This is a genomic window from Bradyrhizobium sp. 1(2017), from assembly GCF_011602485.2.
Classification (GTDB): Bacteria; Pseudomonadota; Alphaproteobacteria; order Rhizobiales; family Xanthobacteraceae; genus Bradyrhizobium.
This window is the reverse complement of sequence record NZ_CP050022.2, coordinates 4124015-4150334: the sequence shown is the minus strand read 5'-3', so window position 1 is coordinate 4150334 and position 26320 is coordinate 4124015. Positions and strand designations below refer to the sequence as shown.

General features: G+C 64.5%; 24 protein-coding genes. 9 read left to right on the top strand and 15 right to left on the bottom strand.

What is annotated here, in order from left to right; genetic code table 11:
- Positions 1-8: 8 nt before the first annotated feature.
- The 5 genes from HAP40_RS19645 to HAP40_RS19625 all read right to left on the bottom strand — a co-directional run bounded on the left by HAP40_RS19645 (position 9) and on the right by HAP40_RS19625 (position 5922).
- Positions 9-1898: a TRAP transporter large permease subunit gene (locus HAP40_RS19645; RefSeq protein WP_166816260.1), complete on the bottom strand. Its 1890-nt coding sequence runs from the start codon at positions 1896-1898 to the stop codon at positions 9-11.
- Between the two features lie 15 nt (positions 1899-1913).
- On the bottom strand, positions 1914-2945 hold the full coding sequence (locus tag HAP40_RS19640) for a TRAP transporter substrate-binding protein (protein ID WP_166816261.1): 1032 nt from the start codon (positions 2943-2945) through the stop codon (positions 1914-1916).
- 510 nt (positions 2946-3455) lie between these two features.
- Positions 3456-3995: a DUF4863 family protein gene (locus HAP40_RS19635; protein ID WP_166816262.1), complete on the bottom strand. Its 540-nt coding sequence runs from the start codon at positions 3993-3995 to the stop codon at positions 3456-3458.
- Entirely contained in the window at positions 3974-4717 is a 744-nt protein-coding gene (locus HAP40_RS19630) for a nitroreductase (RefSeq protein WP_246741074.1), read from the bottom strand. The genes HAP40_RS19635 and HAP40_RS19630 overlap by 22 nt, the downstream gene beginning before the upstream one ends.
- Positions 4714-5922 (bottom strand): ABC transporter substrate-binding protein, encoded by a 1209-nt coding sequence (locus tag HAP40_RS19625; RefSeq protein ID WP_166816264.1) that lies wholly within the window; start codon positions 5920-5922, stop codon positions 4714-4716. Before HAP40_RS19625 ends, HAP40_RS19630 begins: the two co-directional genes overlap by 4 nt.
- A 224-nt stretch (positions 5923-6146) precedes the next feature.
- On the opposite strand from HAP40_RS19625, the gene HAP40_RS19620 reads away from it, so the two are divergent.
- Complete coding sequence (locus tag HAP40_RS19620; protein WP_166816265.1) at positions 6147-7124, top strand: LysR family transcriptional regulator; 978 nt, start codon at positions 6147-6149, stop codon at positions 7122-7124.
- Between the two features lie 16 nt (positions 7125-7140).
- On the opposite strand, the gene HAP40_RS19615 is transcribed toward HAP40_RS19620, so the two are convergent.
- A complete protein-coding gene (locus HAP40_RS19615; protein WP_246741075.1) occupies positions 7141-8040 on the bottom strand; it encodes a helix-turn-helix domain-containing protein in 900 nt (299 codons plus the stop codon).
- 227 nt (positions 8041-8267) lie between these two features.
- Between HAP40_RS19615 and HAP40_RS19610 the strand changes: the two genes are divergently transcribed.
- Genes HAP40_RS19610 through HAP40_RS19590 form a run of 5 tightly spaced genes read left to right on the top strand, consistent with a single transcriptional unit; the run spans position 8268 to position 14293 of the window.
- Positions 8268-9488, top strand: a complete 1221-nt coding sequence (locus HAP40_RS19610; protein WP_166816267.1) for an amino acid ABC transporter substrate-binding protein — start codon at positions 8268-8270, stop codon at positions 9486-9488.
- A 59-nt stretch (positions 9489-9547) separates the two neighbouring features.
- Entirely contained in the window at positions 9548-10423 is an 876-nt protein-coding gene (locus HAP40_RS19605; RefSeq protein WP_166816268.1) for a branched-chain amino acid ABC transporter permease, read from the top strand.
- On the top strand, positions 10420-12090 hold the full coding sequence (locus HAP40_RS19600) for an ABC transporter permease subunit (RefSeq protein WP_208024758.1): 1671 nt from the start codon (positions 10420-10422) through the stop codon (positions 12088-12090). The genes HAP40_RS19605 and HAP40_RS19600 overlap by 4 nt, the downstream gene beginning before the upstream one ends.
- A complete protein-coding gene (locus HAP40_RS19595; RefSeq protein WP_166816269.1) occupies positions 12083-12814 on the top strand; it encodes an ABC transporter ATP-binding protein in 732 nt (243 codons plus the stop codon). Before HAP40_RS19600 ends, HAP40_RS19595 begins: the two co-directional genes overlap by 8 nt.
- 15 nt (positions 12815-12829) lie before the next feature.
- Positions 12830-14293: an aldehyde dehydrogenase gene (locus tag HAP40_RS19590; protein WP_166816270.1), complete on the top strand. Its 1464-nt coding sequence runs from the start codon at positions 12830-12832 to the stop codon at positions 14291-14293.
- 91 nt (positions 14294-14384) lie between these two features.
- Here HAP40_RS19590 and HAP40_RS19585 read toward each other — a convergent pair whose 3' ends face one another.
- The 8 genes from HAP40_RS19585 to HAP40_RS19550 all read right to left on the bottom strand — a co-directional run bounded on the left by HAP40_RS19585 (position 14385) and on the right by HAP40_RS19550 (position 21972).
- Complete coding sequence (locus tag HAP40_RS19585) at positions 14385-15200, bottom strand: hypothetical protein (protein WP_166816271.1); 816 nt, start codon at positions 15198-15200, stop codon at positions 14385-14387.
- An 85-nt stretch (positions 15201-15285) separates the two neighbouring features.
- Complete coding sequence (locus HAP40_RS19580) at positions 15286-17001, bottom strand: FAD-dependent oxidoreductase (RefSeq protein WP_166816272.1); 1716 nt, start codon at positions 16999-17001, stop codon at positions 15286-15288.
- Positions 17002-17016: 15 nt separating this feature from the next.
- Entirely contained in the window at positions 17017-17835 is an 819-nt protein-coding gene (locus tag HAP40_RS19575; protein ID WP_166816273.1) for a sugar phosphate isomerase/epimerase family protein, read from the bottom strand.
- Positions 17835-18491 (bottom strand): hypothetical protein, encoded by a 657-nt coding sequence (locus HAP40_RS19570; RefSeq protein ID WP_166816274.1) that lies wholly within the window; start codon positions 18489-18491, stop codon positions 17835-17837. Before HAP40_RS19570 ends, HAP40_RS19575 begins: the two co-directional genes overlap by 1 nt.
- 16 nt (positions 18492-18507) lie before the next feature.
- On the bottom strand, positions 18508-19002 hold the full coding sequence (locus tag HAP40_RS19565) for a type II 3-dehydroquinate dehydratase (protein WP_166816275.1): 495 nt from the start codon (positions 19000-19002) through the stop codon (positions 18508-18510).
- Between the two features lie 30 nt (positions 19003-19032).
- On the bottom strand, positions 19033-20313 hold the full coding sequence (locus tag HAP40_RS19560; RefSeq protein ID WP_166816276.1) for a TRAP transporter large permease: 1281 nt from the start codon (positions 20311-20313) through the stop codon (positions 19033-19035).
- Positions 20314-20368: 55 nt separating this feature from the next.
- Positions 20369-20878: a TRAP transporter small permease gene (locus HAP40_RS19555; protein ID WP_166816277.1), complete on the bottom strand. Its 510-nt coding sequence runs from the start codon at positions 20876-20878 to the stop codon at positions 20369-20371.
- Positions 20879-20952: 74 nt separating this feature from the next.
- The gene (locus HAP40_RS19550; protein ID WP_166816278.1) at positions 20953-21972 is read right to left on the bottom strand and encodes a TRAP transporter substrate-binding protein; all 1020 of its coding nucleotides are present in this window, start codon (positions 21970-21972) and stop codon (positions 20953-20955) included.
- Positions 21973-22199: 227 nt separating this feature from the next.
- Between HAP40_RS19550 and HAP40_RS19545 the strand changes: the two genes are divergently transcribed.
- The 3 genes from HAP40_RS19545 to HAP40_RS19535 are packed head-to-tail and all read left to right on the top strand — an operon-like array spanning position 22200 to position 24997.
- Positions 22200-22859 (top strand): GntR family transcriptional regulator, encoded by a 660-nt coding sequence (locus tag HAP40_RS19545; RefSeq protein ID WP_166819445.1) that lies wholly within the window; start codon positions 22200-22202, stop codon positions 22857-22859.
- 48 nt (positions 22860-22907) lie between these two features.
- Positions 22908-24080 (top strand): M24 family metallopeptidase, encoded by a 1173-nt coding sequence (locus tag HAP40_RS19540; RefSeq protein ID WP_166816279.1) that lies wholly within the window; start codon positions 22908-22910, stop codon positions 24078-24080.
- Between the two features lie 11 nt (positions 24081-24091).
- Positions 24092-24997: an SMP-30/gluconolactonase/LRE family protein gene (locus tag HAP40_RS19535; protein WP_414645335.1), complete on the top strand. Its 906-nt coding sequence runs from the start codon at positions 24092-24094 to the stop codon at positions 24995-24997.
- On the opposite strand, the gene fsrB is transcribed toward HAP40_RS19535, so the two are convergent.
- Positions 24981-26273: a siderophore utilization protein FsrB gene (gene fsrB, locus HAP40_RS19530; RefSeq protein WP_166816281.1), complete on the bottom strand. Its 1293-nt coding sequence runs from the start codon at positions 26271-26273 to the stop codon at positions 24981-24983. The two genes, HAP40_RS19535 and fsrB, sit on opposite strands and share 17 nt — an antisense overlap.
- Positions 26274-26320 lie beyond the last annotated feature (47 nt).

Genomic DNA, 26320 nt, shown 5'->3' with positions numbered 1-26320 from the left:
AAAACGTCTCAAAGGAATCCGATCGAGATCCAGGGGAAGATCGCAACGATGATCAATCCCACCAGCAGCGCCAGCAGATAGCCCCAGATCGGCCTGATGCCTTCGGCCGGATCGACGCGTCCAATGGCGCAGGCGGCATAATAGCCGACGCCGAAGGGCGGGGCGAATAGTCCGATACCCATGGCCAGAATGATCACCATGGCATAGTGCACCTCGTGCACGCCGACGGCGCGGGCGATCGGGAACAGCAGCGGCCCGAACAGCACGATCGCCGGAATGCCCTCCAGCACGCTGCCGAGAATGACGAAGGCCAGGATGGAGACGGCGATGAAGGTCGCAGCTCCTCCGGGCAATCCGGTCATGGCCGCCGCCAGGGAGCGCGAGAAGCCTGATTGGGTCAGGCCCCAGGCCATGCCGGTCGCGGTGCCGATGATCAGCAGGATCGCGCCCGACAGCGCCGCGGTCTCGACCAGCATCGGAAACAGCCGCCGCCAGTCGAAGCGGCGGTAGACGAGGAGGCCGACCACGGCGCCATAGACGATACCGATGGTGGAGACTTCGGTGGCCGTCGCGATGCCCTCGACCACGGCGTAGCGGATCACGAAGGGCAGCGCGAGCGCGGGCAGCGCGACGACGAAGGTCCTGCCGATCTCGCCACCCGTGGCACGGCGGACGTGGCTCATGTCCTCGTGGCGATAGCGCCACCACACCAGCATGCACAGCGTGATCGCGAGCACGACTCCGGGCAACAGGCCGCCGGTGAAGAGCGCCGCGATCGACACGCCGGTGACCGAGCCGATCGTGATCAGCACGAGGCTTGGGGGAATGGTCTCGGTCTGAGCGCCAGTGGCCGCAAGGAGCGCAACCAGATCGCCGGGCTTGGCGCCGCGCTGTTTCATTTCCGGGAACAGCACGGGCGCGACGGCCGCCATGTCGGCCGCCTTGGCGCCGGAGATGCCGGAGACCAGGTACATGGCGCCGACCAGAACGTAATGCAGGCCGCCGCGGACATGGCCGAGCAGGCTGGCCAGGAACGCCACCATGGCCCGCGCCATGCCAGTCATTTCGATCAGGAGTCCCAGGAACACGAACAGCGGCACCGAGAGCAGGATGAGATGGCTCATGCCCTCGTCCATCCGCCCGACCAGCACCATGACCGGCGTGCGCGTGGTCAGCGCCAGATAGCCGAAGATGGCGAGGCCGAAGCCGAACGCAATGGGAACGCCGGCAAAGACACAGAAGCCGGCAACGCCGACGAAGAAGATGACGAGGTTGAGATTGCCAAGCGGCCGCAGCAAGGGCTCCGCGAGCCAGAACAGGCCGACCAGGACGACGACCGACAGCACGGCGGCCGCAACCATCCGGTAGTCCGCCGCGCGCAGCAGCCGCAGCAAGGCAAAGGCCGCCATCAGGGCAATGCCGGCCGGCAGCGCGGCAGCGCGCCACATATTGGAGATCTGCAGCGCCGGCGTGGTGATATAGCTTTCCTCATAGGCATAGTCAAAGGACGGCCAGACGATCAGCGCCAGGAACGCCAGCGCCGCCGAGGTTGCGACCAGATCGAGATAGGCCCGCATCGCCGGCCTGGCGCTCGCAACGATCGCGGTCATGCGCATGTGCTCGGAGCGGCGGAACGCCACCGCCGCGCCGAGCATCGCCAGCCACAGGAACAGGATCGAGGCGAGTTCGTCCGACCAGATCAGCGGCCGGTGAAGGCCGTAGCGTGCGACGACGCCGGCAAACAGGATCACGATCTCGGCGACGACCAGGATCGCCGCCGGAATTTCGACGATCAGACCGAGCACGCGCTCGAGCGATGCCAGCAACGAAGGTCGGCGAGGGGACTGAACAGTCGCCTCGCCCGCCGCGTCGACTACCTCGGCCTCGACATGAGCCATGACGGCCCCGACGCTCTACGACAGCTTGCCCACGGCCTTTTCCAGCAGATCCCAGGCCTGGTCGCCATATTTGCCCTTCCACTCGGCATAGAAGCCGGCAGTCCGCAGCTTGTCGCGGAACGGTCCTACGGCCGGCTGGTTGAAGGTCAGGCCCTTGGTCGCAAGCTCCTGCTGGAGGTTGGCATTGAGCTTGGCGGTATCCTCACGCTCCTTGACCGCAGCCGCGTTGATGTTCTTGGCGACGACGGAGCGCACATCCTGTGGGAGCTTTTCCCAGGCCCGGCGGTTGGCCAGGAACCAGAAGCCGTCCCACATGTGATTGGTCAGCGAGCAGTACTTCTGCACCTCGTAAAGCTTTGCGGTCGAGATGATCGCCAGCGGGTTTTCCTGGCCCTCGACGATCTTGGTCTGCAGCGCCGAATAGACCTCGCTGAAATTGATCGAGGCGGGCGCCGCATCGAACGCCTTGAACATCGAGGTCCAGAGCGGCGACACCGGCACGCGGATCTTGAAGCCCTTGAGGTCGTCAGGCCCGGTGATCGGCTTGCTCGACGACGTGGTCTGGCGGAAGCCGTTGTCCCAGATCTTGTCCATGACCTCGAGGCCGGCCTTCTTGATCTCGCCGCGGACATGGGCGCCGAGATCGCCGTCCATAGCCTTCCAGACCGTGTCATAGTCCGGGAATGCGAAGCCGATGCCGTTGATGGACGCCGCCGGCACCAGGGTCGACAGGATCAGGCCCGACAGCGTGAAGAACTCGACGCCGCCGGAGCGGATCTGGCTCAGCATGTCGGTATCGGATCCAAGCTGGTTGTTCGGGAAGATCTGGAGGTCGAACTTGCCGTTCGTCTCGCTCTTGATCGCAGCCGCCATCTCCCTGGCGCGCACGTTCAGCGGATGGGTGTCGGGCAGGTTGTTGGCGTATTTGTAGGTGAACTCGGCGCTCTGGGCGCGGGCCACATGGGGCGCACCGATACCGCCCAGGACCGCGGTCGCGGCGGAGGCCTTGAGAAGCGTGCGTCGGGAAAAGCGCGTTGAAAGGACCATGGGTCTGCTTCCTCGGAAGGTTTGTTGTTGTTCTGAGATGCAAACCTATACGGACGTCAGGTCAGAAGGTCATCTGCGATCTCGCGAGGCCTCGCTTATTGCAGCCGGACAAGGTCACGGCAATATCGGCTTTCGCAGACATCGATCCGATTCAAAGTCTGAAAAACAACCCCATGCACAGTAGCCGCTGACAGCCGGGGGAATGGTCGAGGCGCAAAGCGAAGACGGGGTCAAAGCGAAGGCGCCGTGACAGGAATTCTCCCTAAACATCTGATCTGATTGTATATAAATATATTCCATAATATACCTTATGCGAATTACGGATATGGCTGAGCGCGAGCCTCCGCTTGTCGTCTGGGCCGTCGAAATCCCTCTCCAGCTGTATCCGCCAGTCCGCGTCGGAGCCGCGGCTGTCGCGACTCACGGCCAGCTGGGCGGCCCCTCGGTCGGGCCGCCTTCATCTCGGGTGAAGGTCCGCGAACGGAGCCACCCGAGACGACGGGTTGCCAATCAGGACGGCGCCGCGAAGTCGTAGGAGATGCGTCCGGCGGGCAAATAGAACAGCGCGATGACGGCGCCGCCGCGGACTTCGGGATAGTGACGGCTGCCGGGATCGGGCGCGGTCCAGCCGGGGCCCTGCCAGCCCTGCAGCCCCTTGAGCTCGGCGCCCTTGTCCAGCGGCACGACCAGGTTCAGCTCCCCATAGGGATGGCCGTGATATTGTCCGCGCAGCACATCATGGTCGTCATCGTCCTTGAAGCGGCGTGGATCGGTGCTGTTCATGTAGACGGCCGTGATGCTGAACTGGAACGTTTCAGGCCCCGGTTCCAGGATGCGGCTGCGCCGGTAATTCGGACCTTCGACCTCCTGGTTGGCGGCCCAGCCTTGCTCGACCCCGAGCTTAATCAGGCGCGCCAGGTCCTGGTAGAGCTCGCTACCCTCGCCGTATGTCTGGTTGAGCCACCGCTCCATCTCCGCGCCCGGCGTCATGTCCTTGACCTCGCGCAGAAACGGAATGCTGCACGCAATCAGATCGTCTCGGCTTCCCATGGCGTTGTCCTTTCCAGTTGGGTTGCACTTTGTTCTTCGAAGCCCGCGAACGAGGCGAACTGCGTGACGTCCGCGCGCGGCATCAGCCTGCCGGCGATGTGATCCCTGGCCCGGCCAATCGAAATGCCGCACACGACCATTTGCTCCGCCGGGATCGCCAGCAGCGGACGCAGGATCCGGTGGTATTTGGAGAACGTTTCCTGCGGACAGGATTGAAGCCCCTGGCCTGCCGCGGCCAGCAGCACGTTCTGGACGAACATGCCGAGATCGAGCCAGCTACCGACCTCCAGCCGCCGATCGATGGTGATGATCAGCCCGACGGGCGCGCCGAAGAACGCGTAATTCTTGCCGGTCTGGCGGCCTCTCGCTTCGATGTCGGTCTGGGCGATCCCGAGCGAGCCGTAAAACAGGCGGCCGAACTCCTGACGCCGTTGCAAATAGGGTTCGGGCAGGTCGGTGGCGTAATAGCTGTATTCCGACGCATGCTGGTTGCGTGCGGTGTCGTGCGCCTTGCCCAGCGCCGCCGACACCCGGTCCTTGGCTTCGCCCGCCAGCACGTAGACGTGCCAGGGCTGGATATTGGCGCCGCTTGGTGCAAACCGCGCCACGCGCAGAATCTGCTCGATGGTCCCTCGCCCGACCGGTTCGCTTGAGAAGTCGCGGCACGCAAAGCGGCTCGCGATGATCTCGTCGATGCGCGTCGCCGCGCCCTCGCCGGTCATGGCTGCTTCACCAGCGGACATCCGCCTCGCTCCATCGGCCGGAAAGCCTCGATGCCCGGGATCGTTGCCAGCAGCTCGTAATAGTCGAACTTGTACTTCGACTGCTCGGGCGACTTGACGCGAAACAGATACATGTCGCGGACCAGCCGACCGTCCTCGCGGATCCGGCCATTTTTGGTCATGAAGTCGTTCACGGGCGTGTCGCGCATCCGGGCGGCGACCGTCGGTCCATCCAGCTTGCCTGCGGCCTGAACCGCCTTCAGATAGTGCATCACTGCGCCATAGGTGCCGGCATGGATCATGGTCGGCACTTTTTGGGTCTTGGCGATGAAGCGCTTCGACCAGGCCCGCGTGTCATCGTTCAGGTCCCAGTAGAACGCCGAGCTCAGCATCAGGCCCTGGGCGCTCTGGAGTCCGAGGCTGTGGATGTCCGCAATGAAGGCGAGCAGCGCGACCAGTTTCTGTCGCTGCGTGATGCCGAATTCGCCGGCCTGCTTGACCGCGTTGATGAAGTCGCCGCCGGCATCGGCGAGCGCGATCACGTCCGCCTTCGAGGATTGCGCCTGCAGCAGAAAGGACGAGAAATCCGGTGTGTTGATCGGGTGCTTCACCGCGCCGCTCACTCTGCCGCCCATGGCGTTGATGACGCTGCGGCTGTCGGCCTCGAGTTGGGCTCCGAGGGAATAGTCGACAGAGATGAAATACCAGGAGTTGGCGCCGAGGCGCGACATCGCCCGCGTCGTTCCCTGCGACAGCGCATAGGTGTCGTAGGTCCAGTGTATCCCGGTCGGCGAGCATTCATCGCCAGTCAGGCGCGATGTCGCGGCGCCGGTGGCGAGGAACAGCTTCTTCTTGTCGCGTGTGATGCCCTGCACCGCCAGCGCGACCGCAGAATTCGGCACGTCGAGAATGACCTCGACGTTTTCGTTTTCGATCCAGCGTCGGGCGATCGTCCCTCCCACATCGGCCTTGTTCTGGTGGTCTCCCGCGACGATCTGGATGCTGCGTCCGAGCACCTGACCGCCGAAGTCGTCGACGGCCATTTGCGCCGCGACCACGGAGCCCTGGCCACCATTGTCGGCATACAGCGAAGACATGTCGGTGAGGACGCCGAGCTTCACCTGACCATCCTGCGCAATGGCCGGCGCCGCGAACAGCGCCAGTGCTAGTCCGAAAACTCCGATCGACATTCCGTAGGATTTCATGGCCCGTCTCCTCCAAAGCCGGCGCCGGGATCATGACGGGATCGCGCGATTGCGGAAGTGAAACTCTTGCAGAGTGATCCTGAACCGCCTTCAGATTGGTGAGGCGAACGGCCGGGCGATCCGGGCGCCCTGCTCGGTTGCGTCGGCTGCGTGGTTGGCCTTAACTGGACGCGATCGCAGTAACGCAACGGGCGCGCGATCCGCCTTGAGACGGTGTGCTGCTCGTGGCTGTTTCCTTCAAGACTCTCGACCTGAACTTGCTCAAGGTCTTCGATGCCGTGATGGAGGAACGCAGCGTGCTGCGGGCAAGCCAAAGGGTGGCTCTCAGCCAATCTGCTGTCAGCCATTCGCTCGCCCGGCTCCGCGAGATGCTGGAAGACGATCTGTTCGTGCGTACGGCGACCGGCATGCAGCCGACGACCCGCGCATTGACGATGGCGCCGCAGGTTCGGCAAGCCCTGCGATCGCTCGAGGCCGCGGTCGAGCAGCCGCGCTTCGTTCCGGCGGCCTCCACCAGGCAGTTCACCCTCGCCGCCAACGACTTCACCACGATGGTGCTGGCCACACCGCTCCTGAAGATCCTCAGACTTGAGGCACCGGCGATCGACCTGATCATCAAGCCCGTGACACGGATCGACCTCGCCGAACAGATCGACCTCGGTCGCATCGACGTCGCCATCGGCGTGTTCTCGGATCCGCCAAGCCGCTTCCGCACCTCGCTGCTGTTCGAATATGACGACGTGCTGATCGCGGGCGGCAAGCGCAAGCTTGGCCGGATCGACAACGCGGCGCTCGCGCGCATGCCTCTGGTCGTCGTCTCCTTCGGCGGCGAGCAGGAGGGAGCGATCGGCGGCTTCATCTCCGAGCGCGGACTCGCCCGGCGATCGGAAATGTACGACCGCGCCGCGCTCGAACGTGCCCTGTCCGAAAGCGACCGGCCGCCGCGCATAGCGGTCTCGCTGCCGCATTTCCTGGCCCTGCCCGCCCTGCTCGCGGACTCCGAACTCGCGGCCATCGTTCCCCGTCCATTGGCGCGGGCGTTCCAACGCGCGCATGCCGTCACGGCTTACGAGCTGCCCTACGCCACGACCCCGGTCGAGGTCCGGCTGTTGTGGCACGAACGGATCGAGGGCGAGCCAGCACACAACTGGCTCCACGACATCCTCAGACGCGCGACCGAGGACATCCGGCGCGGAGGCTAGCTGTGCGGGCGGGCGCTTACGGCCAGTCGGCAAAATTCAGCGTCGGTCTCGATCGTCCGGCTCGCTCGCGCGCTGCGATGCGTCGGCGCCATGCGCCCGGTGCCTCGCCGGTGTGCTTGCGGAAGAACCGGCTGAAATAGGCGGTGTCCTTGAAGCCGAGCGCGAACGCGATCTGCTTGACGGCGACGGTGCCGGCCTCCAGCCGGGTCGCGGCTTCCTTGACGACGCGCTGCTGGATCAGCTCGCTCGGCGAACGCTTCAGCTCGCGGCTGCAGAGGGCGTGCAGGCGGTCCGGCGTCATGCCGAGGAGGCCGGCGTAATCGCTGACGCGCAGGTGCTGCTGATAGCGCTCCTCGAGCAGCCTGCGGAAGCGGCTCAGGATCTCGGTGCTGGTGCCCTCCTCGTCCCGGTCACTGTCGCCGGAGAACAGCCGCCAGAAGCGCAGGACGCACAGCGTCAGCTCGGCCGACATGATCGATGCTGCGCCACTGCGCGTGGGCGCTGCGATCTCATCCGCGATCGCCGCGATCGAACGGGCCATGGTCGTGACGAGATCGGTCTCGACCGGCAGCGCCATGATACCGCCGGCGCCTTCGAGTGCGAGGTACGCAGGCTCGGCCGACGGCGGCAGGTATCGATGCCACACGCCCGTGCGCAGATGCAGCAGCTCGGCGATGGCTCCTGCCGACACCTCCAGATATTCGGCCGATCCGGCCGGCAGCCAGGCGATGGCGGGTCCCGCCAATGTCATCGACTTGCCGGCCCGGCCGATCTCGGCGGCGCCGCCGTGCAGGCAAAGCAAATGGATGAAGGGTCGGGACGACCTTGACGTCAGCGTCCAGCGCCGCGCCACGTAGTGCGATCCGATCAGCTCGGCTCCGACGGGTGCGGCGCCCCCCGCTATGGGACCCAGCACCGGATTGACCCCCGCGACGCCTCGACGCACTTCCCAGCCCTGACCAGAAACGTCCAATCTTTCACCGGATTTGTCCATTGTGCGAACAAACCTTGCGGTGCTTGCTAGGTCAAGTCCCCGATCGCAGCCGGCCATCGAAGCCGCGCCGAAGAGAAATCGGGACCATGAGGAAACGACACTCACATCGTTGCGGACAACCGCGCGAGTGAAAACGAGGGAGGATCGACATGTTTTCGGCGAACCGTCGAACGTTGCTGCGCGTCACTGGCCTTGCGGCTTTCGCCGCGGCGCTGGGGACCTTCGCGTCCACAGCCGATGCACAGGAGAAGATCCGGATCGGCTATGCCATCTCCAAGACCGGCCCCTATGCCGGTGGTGCCGGCATCACGACCCTGCCCAATTACGAGCTGTGGGTGAAGGACGTGAACGCGGCCGGCGGCATCAAGGTCGGCGACAAGAAACTGCCGATCGAAGTGGTCGAATACGACGACCGCAGCAGCTCTGAGGAAGCCGTCAAGGCGATCGAGCGCCTCGCCAACCAGGACAAGGTCGATTTCATTCTTCCGCCCTGGAGCACGGGCCTCAATCTCGCGGTCGGCCCGACGCTGAACCGTCTCGGCTACCCCCACCTCGCGGTCACGTCGGTGACCGACAAGGCCCCGGAGTTGGCCAAGCGCTGGTCGAACGCGACCTTCTGGCTCGGCACCTCCGCGCAGATCTCCGAGGCGCTCGCCGATCTGCTCGGCAAATTGAAGAGCGACGGCAAGATCGGGCCCAACATCGCGATGGTCAGCATCGCCGATCAGTTCGGCATCGAGTTGTCCGCCGCGGGCCGCGAAGCCTTCAAGAAGCACGGCTTCAAGCTCGCCTACGACAAGACCTATCCGATGGGGACACAGGATCTTCAGCCCCTGTTGAAGGACGCCATCGCGTCCAATCCGGACGCGTTCGTCGCCTTCAGCTATCCGCCGGATACGATCGCGCTGACCGAGCAGGCGCAACTGCTCAAGTTCAACCCGAAGGTCTTCTATGTCGGCGTCGGTACCGCCTTCCCGCTGTACAAGGGCAAGTTCGCCGCCAACAGCGACGGCGTGATGGGGATCGGCGGCTGGAACGCGGACTCGCCGCAGCTGAAGGACTATCTCGCGCGCCACAAGGCCGCGACCGGCAAGGAGCCTGATCGCTGGGCAAGCTCGATCACCTATGCGAGCCTCCAGGTGCTCCAGCAGGCGATCGAGAAGGTCGGCAAGCTCGATCGCGCCGCAGTCGCGGCCGAGATCCGCGCAGGAACGTTCGACACCATCATCGGCAAGGTCAAGCTGAAGGACGGTCTGCTCCAGGAGGTCTGGAGCGTCGGCCAGTGGCAGAACGGCGAATTCTACGCCCTCGCGCCCGCCTCGCTTCCGGGCGCGCGTGCGCCGGTCGTGCCGAAGGCGCAGTGGCAGTAAGGCTGGCGGGCGGGCCGCGCGCTGCGCGGCCTGCCGCCGTCCACTAGGAACCCTGTTTCATGCTGGTTGTCGACATCGTCCTGCCGGGCCTCGTGCTTGGCGGCATGTACGCGCTGATCGCGCTTGGGCTGACGCTGCAATATGGCGTGGCGCGCATCATGAACCTCTCCTATGGGGAGTCGCTGGTCGCCGCCGCCTTCGGCGCGTTCTCGCTCTACAGCGGTCTCGGCCTCAGCCCGCTGGCTGCGCTGCTATTGGCCGTCCCCGTCGCGATGGTGCTGAACTGGCTGCTCTACCGCTTCCTGCTCGAGCGACTGATGCGGCGGGGCAAGGACAGAGGCGCGCAGGAGATCGACAGCATCCTCGTCACTTTCGGCGTCTTGTTCGTGATCCAGGGCGCCATGCTGGTCGCCTTCGGCGGCCAGTATTACAGTTACAGCTATCTCTCCATTCCACTGACGATCATGGGCTCGACGCTTGCGGTCAATCGCCTGGTCGCGCTGCTGTTCGCGGCACTGGTCGGCGGCGCCGTGTATCTTGCCCTCACCCGCACCCGGATCGGGACCGCCGTCCGCGCCATCGCAGTGGATGCGAATGCCGCGCGCCTCGTGGGGATCGACGTCGCAGCGCTGTCGGGGCTGGCCTTCGCATTCGGCGGCGGCCTCGTCGCCGTCGGCGGCGTGCTGGTCAGCATGTTTCTAACTTTCAATGCCGCCATGGGCGTGGTCTTCACCATGAAGGCGCTGGTCGTTGTCATCATGGGCGGCGTCGGCAACGTGATGGGCGCGCTGGTCGCGGGACTGCTGCTCGGTGTGGTCGAAACAGCGGTGGCGCGGCTGGTCGACCCGGGCCTGACGCTGGCGGCCACCTACGCGCTGTTTCTCGGCGTGCTCCTGATCAAGCCGACCGGTCTGTTCGGGAGAGCCACGTCATGACGCCGCTCGTCCGGACATTGCTGTGGGGTGCCGGCCTTGCCGTGGCTGCAGCGGTTATCACCTATCCGCTGTACGCCAACGGCTATTATCTCGCGCTCGGCATCAGCGTCCTCTACTTCACCATTCTGGCGACGGCCTGGGCGATGTTCTCAGGTCCCACCCGCTACATCTCGCTTGCGACCGTCGCCTTCTTCGGCCTTGGCGCCTACACCGCCGCAGCGCTGGGCGAGACCATGCCCTGGCCCATCGTGCTGCTGGCCGCGGCGGGAATAGGCGCCCTGACCGCCGCAATCACCGGCCTCTCGACGCTGCGGCTATCGGGCATCTATTTCGTGATCTTCTCCTTCGGGCTTGCCGAGCTGATCCGGCAACTTGTGATCTGGTACGAGGTCAACATCCACAAATCGGTCGGCCGCTACCTCTTCAGCGCCGTGACGCAGGACATTCTCTACTGGCAGTTGCTTGGCCTGACGGCGCTCGTCTTCCTGGTCGGCTGGCTGCTCGGGCGCTCGCGCTATGGGCTTGCCTTGCGCGCCATCGGCGCAGACGAGACCGCGGCCAGCCATTCCGGCATCGATGCGACGCGGGTCAAGCTCGGCGTGTTCATCCTGAGCGCGACATTCATGGCGATGACCGGCGCGGTGATGGCGCCGCGCTGGACCTATATCGATCCGGCCATCGCGTTCAATCCGACCATTTCGTTCCAGGTCGTCATCATGGCCTTGCTGGGCGGCGCAGGCTCGCTGTTCGGTCCCGTGCTGGGTGTCATCCCGCTGGTCCTGCTGTTCGAGGTTCTGACCGCGACGCTGCCCAATCATTTCAGCATCGTGCTCGGCCTCATCTTCGTGCTCATCGTCATGGTGCTGCCGAACGGGGTGATCGGACTGTTCGGGGGCGGGCGCTGGCGTGTTCCGGCAGGCGGCCCCGCGGCGGCGTCCGCCCGCACCATGGATACACCGTTGCTGGCGGTCGACGGCGTCAGCAAGTCGTTCAGCGGGTTGCGCGCCGTCGATAGCGTCAGCTTCCAGGTCGCCCCCGGCGAGATCGTCGGCGTCATCGGCCCGAACGGCTCCGGCAAGACCACGCTTCTCAATACGCTGTCCGGCGCCTTGAAGCCGTCATCGGGCACGATCCGGTTCAGTGGCACCGTCCTCAATGGCCTGCGAGCACACCAGATCGCGCGCCTGGGCCTTGCCCGCACCTTCCAGCTGGTGCGCGTGATGCCGGACCTCACCGTCGCCGAGAACGTCGCGGCGGCACGGCTGTTCTCCACGTCGAACGGCTCGGATGCAACGGCAAGCGAACTGCTGGACCTGGTCGGGCTCGGCACCATGCACGAAGCGCAAGCGGGCGACTTGACCTATATCGATCAGAAGCGTCTCGAGCTTGCCCGCGCGCTGGCGCTGCAGCCGCGCCTCGTGCTGCTCGACGAATGGTTGGCGGGCCTCAATCCAAGCGAGCTCGAGGCCGGCATCGCGCTGATCGCAAAGCTGCGCGAGCGCGGCCTCACCATCATCATGGTCGAGCATGTCATGGATGCCATCCGCGCGTTGTGCGGGCATTGCATCGTCATGAACGCCGGCAGCGTGATCGCGCGCGGTGCTCCGGACGAGGTTTTGGCCGATCCAAAAGTCGTCGCCGCCTATCTCGGAGGTGACGATGCTTGAGGTCGCCGCCCTCTCCCATTTCTATGGCAAGCACCAGGCCCTGGCCGACATTGGGCTCGGCATCGGTCAAGGCGAGATCGTCGCGATCCTCGGCGCCAACGGGGCCGGCAAGTCGACCCTGCTCAAGAGCATCGCCGGGTTGGTCAGGCCCGCCCCGGGCGCAACGATCCGGTTCGACGGACAGGACATCGGCGAACTGCCGGCCCATTTGATCGTGGAACGCGGCATCGCTTTGGTGCCCGAAGGGCGCGGCGTCTTCGGCGAGTTGACGGTCGCCGAGAATTTGCAGCTCGGCGCCTACCCTGCCCGGGCCCGCGCAGGCGAAGCAGCCCGCCTCGCGAACATCCTCCAGCTGTTCCCACGCCTGGCCGAGCGCATGACCCAGGCGGTCCGCACCATGAGCGGCGGGGAGCAGCAGATGGTGGCGATCGGCCGCGCGCTGATGTCGAACCCGCTGCTCCTCCTCCTGGACGAGCCCTCGCTCGGCCTGTCGCCCCTGCTCAGTCGAGAGATGTTTCGCGCGCTGACGCAGATCCGCGCCGGCGGCGTCGGCGTCCTCCTGGTCGAGCAGAACGCACGCGCGAGCCTCGACATCGCCGATCGGGTCTATCTGATCGAGTCCGGTCGCAACGCCGGCAGTGGTCCTGCGGCTGCGATGAAGAACGATCCCGAAATTCAGCGCGCCTATCTCGGCAAGGCGCGTGCCGCGTCGACACCAACCTAGTCCTCCCAGCACCCCATGGAGAGTCCCGTGAACGCAATCGACCTTCTCATCGGCGGCAAAGACCAGTCGGCCAGCAATCAGCGCACCTTTCAGCGCCGCAATCCGATCTCCGGCGAGGTCGCGACAACAGTGGCGGCGGCTTCGATCGAGGACGCGATGCGCGCCGCCGATGCGGCGGCCGCCGCCTTTCCGGCCTGGTCGCAGCTCGGTCCCTCCGAGCGCCGCAAGCGGCTGAGCGTCGCCGCCGACATCCTCGCGCGCCGGGCGCCGGAATTCACCGCGCTGATGGTGGCCGAGACCGGCGCCACCGCGGGCTGGGCGGGCTTCAACGTGCATCTCGCCGAAGGCATGCTGCGCGAGGCCGCGGCCATGACGACGCAGATATCGGGCGAAGTCATTCCCACCGACAAGCCCGACAATCTCGCCATGGCCTTCCGCCAGCCGGTCGGCGTCGTGCTCGGCATTGCGCCGTGGAACGCGCCGGTGATCCTCGGCGTGCGCTCCGTCGCGATGCCGCTCGCCTGCGGCAACACGGTGGTGCTGAAGGCCTCCGAGATGAGCCCCGGCGTCCACCGCCTGATCGGAAGCTGCCTCACCGAAGCCGGCCTTGGTGATGGCGTCGTCAACGTCGTGACCAACGCGCCGGAAGACGCGCAAGCCGTCGTCGAGGCGTTGATCGCCCATCCCGCGATCCGCCGCGTCAACTTCACCGGCTCGACCCGGGTCGGCCGCCTCATTGCGCTCGCTTGCGCCAAGCACCTAAAGCGCGCGCTGCTGGAACTCGGCGGCAAGGCTCCGCTCGTCATCCTCGACGATGCCGAGCTCGACGCCGCCGTGAACGCCGCAGCTTTCGGAGCCTTCATGAACCAGGGCCAGATCTGCATGTCGACGGAGCGTATCGTCGTCGACGACAAGGTGGCGGACGCCTTCATCGCCAAGTTCGCCGCCAAGGCCAAGGGCCTTCCCTTCGGCGATCCCAGCAAGGGGAATGTGGTGCTCGGCTCGCTCGTCAGCGGCGCGGCCTGCGACCGCGTCAGGGGCCTGATCGACGACGCCGTCGCCAAGGGCGCCGTGGTCGCGGCGGGCGGACACGGCAGTGCCACCATCATGCCGGCCACGATCGTCGATCACGTCACGCCGGCGATGCGCATCTATGGCGAGGAAAGTTTTGGTCCGGTCGTGACCGTGGTCCGCGTCAGCGGCGTGGACGAGGCCGTCCGGGTCGCCAACGACACCGAATATGGCCTCTCCTCCGCCGTGTTCGGTCGCGACATCGCGCGGGCCCTCGGCGTCGCCAAGCGGATCGAGGCCGGCATCTGCCATGTCAACGCGCCCACCGTGCACGACGAGCCGCAGATGCCGTTTGGCGGCACCAAGGCGTCCGGCTATGGCCGCTTCGGCGGCAAGGCGGCGATCGACGAGTTCACCGAGCTGCGCTGGATCACGGTGCAGACAGGGCCGCGGCATTATCCGTTCTGAGCCGTAGTACGCTCTGGAGCGTTTTCGAGCGAAGTGGATGAAAACGCGACGCTAGAGCTCCGGTTCTGATTCAATCCGAACCGGTCATGCTCTAGCGCAGCGGCAGCAGCTCCAGCTGTCCCTGCGCCTTCTTCACCGCTGCCGCATACCAGCTCTGGCTCGGAGCTTCCTTGGCGAAGCATTTGGTATAGGCGTTCATCGCCTGGTCTTCGCGGGCCATGGCGTCCTGCGGGATCTTCTTGGCCATCATCTGCTTCCAGACCTTTTCGCAGGCTGGAATCTCCGCCGTCTTCACGGCGTCCGACGTGGCGATGAAGTAGACCTTGTCGCCGTGGATCGCGACCACGTCGATCTCGTCCGGCAGCCCCTTCAGGCCGCCATTGCCGCGCACGCCGAGCACGGCCGCGGCGGCGCTCACGCCCGCGGGCTTGGTGATCGGCAGTTCGGCATAGATCGCGAAGGCGGCGTCCTGGATCGCATTGTAATAGAACCGATCCGACTTGAAGGCGGCGCCGATCTCCTGCGGCATGCCGTCCTCGCGATGCTCGCGCAGCCAGTGCTTGAGCAGCGTCGTCGTGGTCGCAACGGCCTGCGTCTTGTAGCCTTCCGAAGCGAAGCTCAGCCCGTCGAGATGGCCGAAGCCGACGTCGCCCTTGAACAGCGTGTCGACGTTCGACTTGCCCTCGGCCGGCAGCCCCTTGATCGTGACCGGACCCACCAGGCCACGCCGCACGCCTGCCAGCTCCTTCAGCGCGGCGTCATGCTGCTTGTAGATCTCGTCGCTCTCCTTGGCTTTCGAGAATTTCGCGATGTTGCGGTCGCGCAGGTCGAAATAGGCCTGCTCGGGCGTGGCCGCGTGTGCGGGCGCAACGAAGGTGAACAGGCAGAGCAAGGCGAGCAATCTCATTGCGATGTCCGAAAGACCGGGAGCTATGTCCAGTCTTTGTGCCGGTGCGGGGCGCGAAGGTTCATCGGGATGATATGCGGGAGCCCTACTCGGCGGGAAAGCTGCGCCCGGCCGCATCCATCGCGGCACACCAGGCAAATACGATGGCGGGGCCGATCATGGTACCGGGCCCGGGATAAGTGCCGCGGAAAATCGAGGATGAATCGGTGCCGGCCGCGTACAGTCCAGACAAGGGTCTGCCATCGCGAGACAATACCCGTGCGCGCGAATCCGTGCGCAGACCTGCGCTGCTGGCAAGATCCGACGGCCATACGGCCATCGCGTAATACGGTCCCGGACCGATCCGCCTCAGGCATGGATTGGGCTTGGTGTCGGGATCGCCGTTGAAGCGATTCAACGTGCTCGAACCACGGCCGAAGTCTTCGTCGACACCAGCGTCGGCATATCGGTTGTATCGCTCCACCGTCTCGGCAAGCTGCTCGCGATCGACACCGATTTTTTGCGCCAGCTCTGCGATCGTTTCGCCCTCGATCAGATAGCTGGTCTGCAAGAACTCTCCCAAGCGCCGGGTTCCGGGATGGACCAGCCCGATGCCGAAATCCCTGATGAAGGTATGGTCACAAATTAGGAAGGCCGGCGAAGCTGACGCGGCCGACAGGTTGGAACGCAACATCGCCACCACAAAATCGTGGTACGAATCGGCCTCATTCACGAAACGGCGGCCCGATGTGTCGACCGCAAGCAGTCCCGGCTTGGCGCGATCGAGCATGATGTGCGGAAAGATCGACACATGGCCGTCCGCCTGTGCCATGACCGAGCTCGGCATCCACAAGCCCGGGCTATCGAGGTCGTGGTCGATGACGGCGTCGAGGCGCTCGGCCGCGAGAATGCCGTCTCCGGTGTTCGACGAAGGCGCGAGCGAAATACGGCGCGCCGCTTCTGGAAACAACCTTTGGCGCAGTTCGCGGCTCCAGCCGATTCCGCCTGTCGCCAGGATCACGCCCTTGCGGGCGCGTATGGCCACCTTTCCCCCCGGAGATGAGAGGGCGGCGCCGACGACTTTGCCATCATCGCAGATCAGCTCGGTCAGCCCCGTCTCAAACCGCAAATCGACGCCGGCGCGGCGAATGCTGTCAAAGAGTCTTGCGACGAGCGCATTGCCCATGATCAGGCGCGTTCCGCGCCGATGGCTGATACGATCCAGCGCATGCCGGGCAAGAAGTCCGCTCGCGTGTCGAAAATTCGTCCAGTTACGGAACGGAGCCAGCAGCGATGGAATGTCGGCCTTTCCGACCATCATGCCGCCGAGAACCATGAACTCGCGGCGCGGCGGCCTGATGCGGGCAAAATCGTCGCCGAGCTTGCGGCCGTCGAATGGAACGGCTCCGAGCGCCCGACCGCCGATCGCTGCGCCCGGAAGGGGCTTGTAATCGGGATGGAGCGGCGGAGCAACGAAACGGACGCTCGTTTTCTGCTCGAGATAATCGAGCACGATCGGCCCCGTCCTCAGGAACGTGTCCAAGCGTTCGTCCGTCGCATGCGCGCCAAGCATCGCGGCCAGATAGGTGCGCGCGGCCTCGATCGTGTCGGGCGTACCGGTACGCTGTCCCTGCCGGTTGCCCGGGATCCAGACCGTTCCGGCCGAGGTCGCGGTTGTCCCGCCGACCATGTCCGACTTTTCGCAGAGGATGACATCGAGGCCTTCGAGGGCGGCCACCAGCGCGGCCGTCATGCCCGCCGCACCCGCACCTATGACCAAAAGATCGGTCTCGGCGTCCCAGGAAGGGCCGGCTTGCGGCATGCCGTCCCCCTTTCTTCACGACGCCGCGCGCACGCGCGCGACCAGGGCTTTGCCGGCTTCGAGCGCCCGGCGTGCCCGCGCTTCGGCGCTCGCGCTTTTCGCCAGTTGAACCGTTGGAACTTCGATGCTGATGGCCAACCCGTCCGGCATTGCCCGCGTCAGTCCAACAAGATCGATACCGCCCTCGCCCGGAAACATCCGCTCTTCGCGCGCGGCGTGGATGAGCTCCTCCGTCGTCGCCGGACGTTCGGCCGGGCCGTCGCAGAGCTGCCAGTAGTGAAGCTGTTCGGCCGGGATGGTGCGGAGATCGGCGAGCGCGCTCTTCGAACGATCGAAATGCAGGGCATCGACCAGAATGCCGGCCGCGGGGTGATCGGCCCCGGCGACGATCCGCATCGCGCTCTTGAGGTCCGGAACGCTCGTCCATGGCATGAATTCGAGATCGGACGTCAGCCCGTACCCTGCCGCAGCTTCGCAAAACTCCCGGTAGCGGTCCGAGAACCGTGCCAGATCTGGATCATACGCGGCGACGAGGATGTGCTTGGCGCCGAGGCGCGCGCCCGTCTCGAAGAAGGCGGTGAAGGACGCAACGTCGGTCTCCGGCCTGAACGCAACGACCTCGAGATCGGCGACGGTAACTCCCGTCGACTGCAACCGGTGCAAGGTTTCCCGCAGCAGCGCTGCATCGTCCATCAGGCGATAGGCAACCCCGCCAGGCGTTGCGGGCAACAGCCTCAGCCCGACTTTCCCGTAACCGCAGCGCGCGGCCAGCTCGATCATCTCGGGCGGCGAAAGCTCGAGCACGGTCAAGGCGGCGAGCGAGAAACTTGCCATCAGGCACCATCTGCAATACGGGCGTCGATCGCGAACATGCCTTGGTAGATTTCCGCCTCGCTTGCCCGGCTCAGGACGTCTGGCGCGATCGTGCGCAGCTGGCTCAAGGCGCCCTGCAACGAGCCCACGTCGAGCCCTTCGACGAGCAGCAGCCCGGCGAAAAACCCCTCCTCCTTGCGCATGCCCTTTTCGGTCGTCCGCACCGATGTTCGCGCCTCGTCGGTCGCGCCGATCTGTACGGCCGCGACCCCGTCGCACGCAACGAGCATCTCGGCCAGCTCCTGCGGGGCTGCTGGCAATGTTTCGACGCGCAGCGCCACGATCGTGGCTCCCTCGCCCCGTCCTGCGCGCGCGACCGTGACGCCCCCGCCCCGTATGAAGTTGCCGAGTTTTGGCATGATGCGCTGCGACCACGGCGTCGGCGCGTTCAGCCGCGCCAGATAGGCCTCGCCGTCGAGGACCTCGGGCGCTTCCAGCTCGTACAGGATGAAGAAGCGGTTGATGTCGTCCCGCGCAGCGCGGAAGACACGCGATGCCAGGAAACCCCTGGTCGTCACGCGCTCGGTGGTGTGCTCGCGCGTCAGCCAATGCCGGTAATCGGTCAGATCGTGCGCCTCGACGTCGCTCCAGATGGCGAGAAATCCAGCTCCGCGCATCCCTGCCCTCCCTGCCTTACGCCTTGCTCGCGGCTACCAGCCCGTGAAGGGCCGGCGGAACCGTTTCGGGCAATTGTCCGAGCCGTTGAACGGCCGCCAGGATCGCGACAAGATACCCGTACGGACCCAGGCCGCAAATGACCGACGTACAGGCGCCCGACGTGATCGAGTGGCGGTGAAGCTCGTCGCGCGCATGGATGTTGGAGATATGCACCTCGATCTTCACGCCCTCGAAGATCTTCAGCGCGTCGATCAGCGCGATCGAAGTGAAGGAATAGGCCGCGGGGTTGATGATGATCGCATCCGCCTTGCCATGGCCGGACTGGATCAAGTTGACGAGCTCGCCCTCCATGTTGGTTTGATGGAACGAGATCGACACGCCGAGCTGGTCGGCCAGGGCCTGGCAGCTGTCCTCGATTTCCTTGAGCGTCGTCCGGCCGTAGATATGCGGCTCCCGGATGCCCAGAAAGTTGAGATTGGGTCCATTGAGGACCATGATCCGTGCAACCATTTTCGCCTCTCCTCTGCCAACGCGACGCGACTAGCCGCCAAACCATTTGGCCGGGATCGTCACCAGTCCCGGGAACAATACCATCGCCAACAAGACGATCAGCTGGGCGATCATGAAGGGCCAGACGCCCTTGATGATGTCCTCCATGCTGATCCTGGAGACGCCGCAAACCACGTTGAGCACGATACCGACCGGCGGCGTGATCAGGCCGATTGAATTGTTGATGATGAAGAGCACGCCGAAATAGACGGGGTCGATATGCGCCGCCTTGATGATCGGCATCAGGATCGGCGTCAGGATCAGGATCGTCGGCGTCATGTCGAGCGCCGTTCCCACGATCACCACGACGACCATGATCGCGAGCATCAGGATCGTGTTGTTTCCCATGAAGGGCTTCAGGAGGTCGACGACCTGGGCGGAGATTTCCGACACCGTGATGAGCCAGGACGACACCAGCGCGGCGGCGACCAGGAACATGACGACGCTCGTCGTCACTGCGGACGACACCAGGACCGCATAGACCTCGGACCATTTCAGCTCGCGATAGATGCAGGTCGCGACGAACAGCGAATAGACGGCGACGACGACGCCGGCCTCGGTCGGCGTGAAGATGCCGAAGCGCAGGCCCACGATGATGATCCCGGGCAGCATGAGCGCCCAGAAGCCGTCGATGATGGCGTGCAGGATTTCGCGCAGCGACGACCTCGGCGGCGGCGACAGGTCTTCCTTGCGCACGACCCAGTACCAGGCGACGCAAAGGCCCAATCCAAGCAGGAGACCGGGAACGATGCCGGCGAGGAACAGCTTGGAGATCGATACGTTCGCGGCCACGCCGAAGATCACGAAGCCGATGCTGGGCGGAATGACCGGGCCGATGACGCCGCCGGCGGCCACCAGGCCCGCCGCGTAGCTCTTCTTGTGTCCCGCCGCCACCATCATCGGCACCAGCAGCGCCGCCAGCGCTGCGGCGTCGGCTGCCGCCGATCCTGACAGGGACGACAGGATACAGGCAGCCAGGATTGTGACGTAGCCCAGACCGCCGCGGAAATGCCCCACTGCAACGAGGGCGACATTGACGATGCGCTTGGCGAGCCCTCCCTTGTTCATGATCTCGCCGGCGAGCATGAAGAAAGGGATGGCCATCAGCGGAAAGCTGTCCGCGCCGTTGATGACGTTCTGCGCCACGATCTGGGCGTCGAACATGTCGATCGTGCTCATCAGGGCGACGCCGCAGATGAGAAGCGCAAAGGCGATGGGCATGCCGAGTGCCATGGCGCCGAGCAGCGAAAAGGTGAAGACGGCGATCGTCATGGCATGATCCGGGTGACGCGAAGGCGATCAACAGGCGCGAGCGCGATAGAGGACATCACTGCTCCTCCGATTCCCTGATCGCCACCATCTCCTCCTCGCTCGCCTGCCCGCTGATCACCCGGTACAGGTCGTGGAGAAGGATGATCGCGGTCGAGACGCCGAAGATCACGCCGACCGCGTAGAAGATGCCCATCGAAAGACCGGTGGCCGGCGCGCGATCGTCCAGGTTGATGATGGTCTGGCGCCAGCTGCCGGAGAGCAGCAGCCAGTCGGCAAACAGCATCAGGCAGTAATTGAGGACGAAGCAGATGCGTTTTCCGGAGGCCGGCAGCATCCGGATCAGGGTGTCGACGCCGAGATGGGCATGCTCGCGCATCGCGACGATGGCGCCGAGGAAGGTCAGCCAGACCAGCAGCCAGCGCGACAGCTCCTCGGAGATCGTGATGCCGGAGTTGAAACCGTAACGCAGCACGACGTTGCCGAAGACCAGGACCACCATGACCGCAAGGCACGCGGCAATGACGGCTTTCAGGAACGTGCAATAGAGATCGAGAGCTCGCGCCATGGGTGAGGTCCAGGCAATGAGGGGTGTAAGCCGGCCAATGGCCGGCTCCGCCGCCTGCGTGATGAAGACGCCGGCTACTTCACGTCCTTGCGGATGCGCTCGACCTCGTCGTTGAAGAGCTTTACGGTCTCGGGGCGGAGATTGGCCGAAATCTTGTCGACGACCGGCTGCACCGTCTTCCGCATGCGGTCGGTCTCTTCGGGGGCGATCGCATTGAATTGCATGCCCTTGGCCTGCAATTCAGCCAGGGCCTTCTCCGTCTGCAGTCGCGTCTGCTCCTTCTGATAGCCGCGGCTTTCCTGATAGGCCTCGCGCATCAGCCGTTGCTCGGTCGGCGAAAGCTTGTCCCAGAAGGTCTTGCTGACCAGAATGATATTGAGGGTGAAGGTGTGGTTCGTGGCAGAAACGTATTTCTGCACTTCGTAGAATTTGTTGGAGAGAATGACCGTGTAGGGATTCTCCTGACCGTCGACGGTGCGGGTCTCCAGGGCCGAATACAGCTCGCCGAAGGCCATCGGTACCGGATTGGCCTTAAAGGCGCTGAAGCTTTCGAGATAGACCGGATTCGGAATCACGCGAAGCTTGAGGCCGCTAAAGTCCTCGAGCTTGGTGATCGGGCGGGTGCTGTTGGTGACATTGCGGAAGCCGAGGCCCCAATATCCCAGGCCGACCAGATTCTTCGACGGCAACGTTTCGAGCATCGCCTGGCCGAACTTGCCGGTTGCGAGAGCGTCGGCCTGCTCGGTCGTGTTGAAGAGGAACGGGAAATCGATCAGGCCGAACTCCGGAACGACCGTTGCGAGCGATGTCGTCGAAGCCGACAGCATCTCCTGCGTACCGCCACGCAGCGCGGATTGCTGCTGCAATTCGTTGCCGAGCTGTGACGCCGCAAACTCGCGGACCTTCATCTTGCCCCCGCTTTTCGCCAGCAGGATCTCGGCAAATTTCTGCACGCCAAAGCTGACGGGGTGATCGGTGTTGTTGAGGTGGCCCCACCTGATCGTCCGCTCCTGAATGTCGTCGGCGGCGGATGCGCCGACAGTCAGCGCCACGCAGATTGCCGTCGCGGACAGCGCCCGTACCAACATGCTCATCGTTTCCTCCCTGTTCGACGGGGCACGAACGACGGCTTAAGCCATTATTTTCCGTACCCTCCGTTTATGTAACCATCATACATATATTTCCATGTCAAATGATACTATCGGTTTCATATGAGATTCTTATATATGTCAGACATAGGAAGTCTGCTATATTGCTGGCAATATTGATGGTTCGGCCGCCCGGATGGGGCCGGCGATCGGGACAAGCGGGATCAGAGGACATGACGTCACTTGAGGAACGGCCCCTGTCCGCGGGCGACAGCGGCTACCAGCGGATCCGGTCCGACATCATTTTCGGCGTGCTCACGCCAGCGGGGCGTCTCAAGCTCGACGCCATGAAGGAGGATTACGGCCTCAGCATCTCGACGCTGCGAGAGATCCTCAACCGCCTGACGTCAGAGGGGTTCGTCGTCGCCGAAGGCCAGCGTGGATTCGAGGTGGCGCCGATCTCCATCCAGAACCTCCGCGAACTCGCCGACCTGCGCATTCTGCTCGAACATCATGCGATGGCCGAGTCGTTCCGTGCCGGCGACGTCGAGTGGGAGGGCCGCGTGGTATCCGCTCATCACAAGCTGGCGGCCACCGAACGTACAGTCCTCAAGGAGGGCGACGACCCCGAGCTGCGCAAGCGCTACGATGGTGAATTCCACCAGGCACTGATCTCGAGCTGCGGTTCGCGCGAGTTGATGCATACCCACTCGATCGTGTTCGACAAATACTTCCGCTATGCGCTGCGTTATCGGGGCACCGAGACGATCAACCAGCACAAGGCCTTGCTGGAATGCGCCCTGAAGCGGGACATCAAAAACGCCAGGATTGTCCTCAGCGACCACATCAATGGCTGCGTCGCGCACGCCCTGTCCTCCTGGAAGGGCGGCTGACCGCCCTCTCCTTCCAAGTTCAAGATCGTCGATGGAGAAGCACGATCGATGCGCTCCGATATTCCATTCGCCACGGACAGGCTTGACGGCTTGCTCGATGATTTCGGCATTGACGTACTGATCGTCACCTCGAAGCACAACATCCAATACCTGCTCGGCGGCTATTATCATTTCCAGTTCGATTACATGGAAGCGATCGGCATCAGCCGGTATCTGCCCGTCTTCGTCTACGTCAAAGGTGCACAGGACAAGTCCGCCTATATCGCCAATCGGAACGAGCGCGACAGCGTCCAGAACAGAATCAGCGCGGGATATTGGATGCCGCCGGTCGTGTACGGATCGTCGACCTCGGTCGAGGCGATGACGCTGGCGATCCAGCATGTGAAGTCCGTTGCGACAACCAGGCTGCAAATCGCGGCCGAGATGTCGTTTCTGCCGGCTGACGCGGCGGATTTGTTGCGCCGGGAGCTCCCCCATTGCCAGTTCGTCGAGGCGATGCGCCCTCTGGAGAAACTGCGGTCCATCAAGACCGTTGCCGAGCTGGAGATTCTCCGTGAGGCGTCCGAGCGGGTGGTCGCCTCCATGATGGATGCGGTCGGCCGAACCCACACCGGACACAGCAAGCGTGAGATCATCGCGCATCTGCGGCAGGCCGAGCTGTCCCGCGACATGACGTTCGAATACGCACTGGTGACGATGGGGACCAGTCTCAACCGGGCTCCCTCCGATCAACGTCTTGAGCCCGGCGACATCATCTCGCTGGATTCGGGCGGGAACTACGGAGGTTACATCGGCGATCTCTGCCGGATGGCCGTACACGGCGCGCCGGACGGCGAACTCGTCGACCTGCTCGGGGAGATCGATCTGATCCAGCAGGCCGCCCGTGCCTCGATCCGTGCCGGTCTCATCGGCCGCGAGATCTACGCAGCCGCGAACGAAGCGCTCGCGCGGTCCCCTCACGGCAAGCAGATGCATTTCGTCGCCCACGGCATGGGTATCGTCAGCCACGAAGCGCCGCGCCTGACCGCGAGCGGCCCGATTCCCTATCCCGCCGACGATGCCAATGCGCCGCTCGAGGCCGGCATGGTCATCTCGATTGAAACGACGCTCCCGCACGCGCGGCGGGGCTTCATCAAGCTCGAGGATACGATCGCCGTGACCCCGGACGGTTATCAAGCCTTCGGCGACGGCGCACGCGGCTGGAACCGGATTCCGTCATGACTGCGGATCCGATGTCCCGTTCTCGAGTCGAGACGGCGGTCGCCAGCACGGATATTCTCGGCGAAACCCCCTTGTGGTGCGACCGGTCCCGCAAGCTGTGGTGGATCGACATCGACGGCAGGCTTCATCAATCCTTCGATCCGGCGACGGGCGCCCATCACGTATGGTCCTACGATTGCCAATTCCTCGGCAGCCAGGCCTTGACGGCGGACGGCACGCACCTGCTCGCGCAAGATCTGTCGCTGTTCCGTCGCAAGTTCGACGACGCTCCTCCAGCTCGATTTTGTGAGGTCGAAAGCGGCCTCGACAATCGCCTCAACGACGGCCGCGTGGACGCGCGCGGCCGGTTGTGGATCGGCACCATGGACAATCAATTGCATCGGCCGAACGGCTCGCTGTATCGCGTCTCCGCAGACGGTGAGGCAATGCGTCTGTTCGACGGCGTCATCGTGACGAACGGGATCGCGTTCGCGCCCGACAATCGCACGCTCTATTTCACCGACACCAGGCGATATTGCACCTGGAAGTTCGATTTCGACCTCGATGACGGCGTGATCCGCAACAGGCGTTTGTTTGCGGATTATGGCGCTTCGAAAGAGCGGCCTGACGGCGCATCCGTCGACGTCGACGGCGGGCTGTGGACGGCATTCTTTTCGGGCGGCCGGGTCGCGCGCTATCGGCCGGACGGGCAGATCGACAAGGTCATTCCGCTGCCCGTGACCAATCCGACCTGCCTTTGCTTCGGGGGCCGCGATCTCAAAACTCTGTTCGTAACGACGGCCAGGAAGTTCCTGGATCGGCAGCAACTCGGAATCGAACCTCAGGCCGGTCATCTCCTTGCCATTCACGGTGTCGCGCAAGGATTGCCGGAACACCGTGTCTCGATCGATCCGTGTGGACCTACTCCGCCGGGATGAGCTGCTGCCGGCCCAGGCGCACGGCCGCGGTCTCGCGCACGCGGACACGGGCGCGGCGCTTGCGCCACCAGATCACGACGCCGGTCACCGAGAGCGCCGCGACGACGAGGCCCATGATCGAGATCAGGATGCGGCCGAACAGCCCGACGATCCGGCCCGAATGCAGCGGGAACTGCGCCTGCACGAAGATGTCGGCGGCGGTACCGACCCAGGGCAGCCGCTCGCCGATCGGGCGGCCATCCTCGCTGTCGTAATAGAGCTGCGCCGGTCCGACGCCGCCGGCGCCGTGATCGTCGCCGGGATGGAAGAAGGCGGCGGCATAGACGCCATGGGCGGGCCCGTAGCTGATCGCGCCGACCGGGATGGTCCAGCCCCGTCCCTTGCCGTCGGCGGCCGCGCGGGCGGCGATCTCGGCGAACGTCATCTTCGGCTCGATGGGGTCGTCGAGGTCGCGATAGGGCCGCTGCTCATAAGGCGTCGGGGTGTAGTTCGACACCATCTTCATCAGCGGCGAGAACACCTCGAAATAGAGGTTCAGCGAAAATGCCGTGAAGGCGATGACGAACAGCAGGCTCCAGGTCCACAGGCTGAAGGCGCGATGGATGTCGAAATTGATCCGGTAGGCGCTGCCCGACGTCTTGATGGCCCAGGCCGGCGCCCAGCGCGCCCAGAAGCCGCGCTCGAGCTGGCGTGCGACTTCAGGCGCCCGCGCCGCCTTGGCGCGCCTGCGCGAGGGCAGCGTCAGATAGAATCCGACGAAGCAATCGATGGTCCAGATGATGGCGATGATGCCGAGCACGCGCATGCCCCAGCGGTCGCTGCCCCAGAATTCCGGGATGTGCATGGTGTAATGCAGCTTGTAGAGGAACGAGACGAAGTTCTCTCGCGTGACAGGCCAGACCGCGCCCCAATAGCGCCGGCCGAGCTCCGCGCCGGTGTTGGGATCGAGGAACACCTGGTTGTAGTCGAGCGGGTAACGTTTTCCGGTCGCCGGATCGATCCGCGGCATGACGAAGAACCACAGCGAGTGGCCCTCCTCCGGCGTCATGAAGAGATAGACGACGCGCGCGCGGGGATCGCGCTGCTCGATCATCTTGGCGAGCTCGATCGAGGGAATCGCGGGACCCTTGCTGGAGACGTCGAACAAGTGACTGTTCAGGACGTCGTCGAGCTCATGATCCCACGAGATGATGGCCCCGGTGATGCCGGAGAAGAACAGGAAGCCGGCCGTCAGCAGTCCCGCCCAGCGATGCAGCCGACCGAATAGCGCTCTCATCGTCTTCCACTCTCATCCTTCAGGTCCGGATCCCCATGGCCGGACCG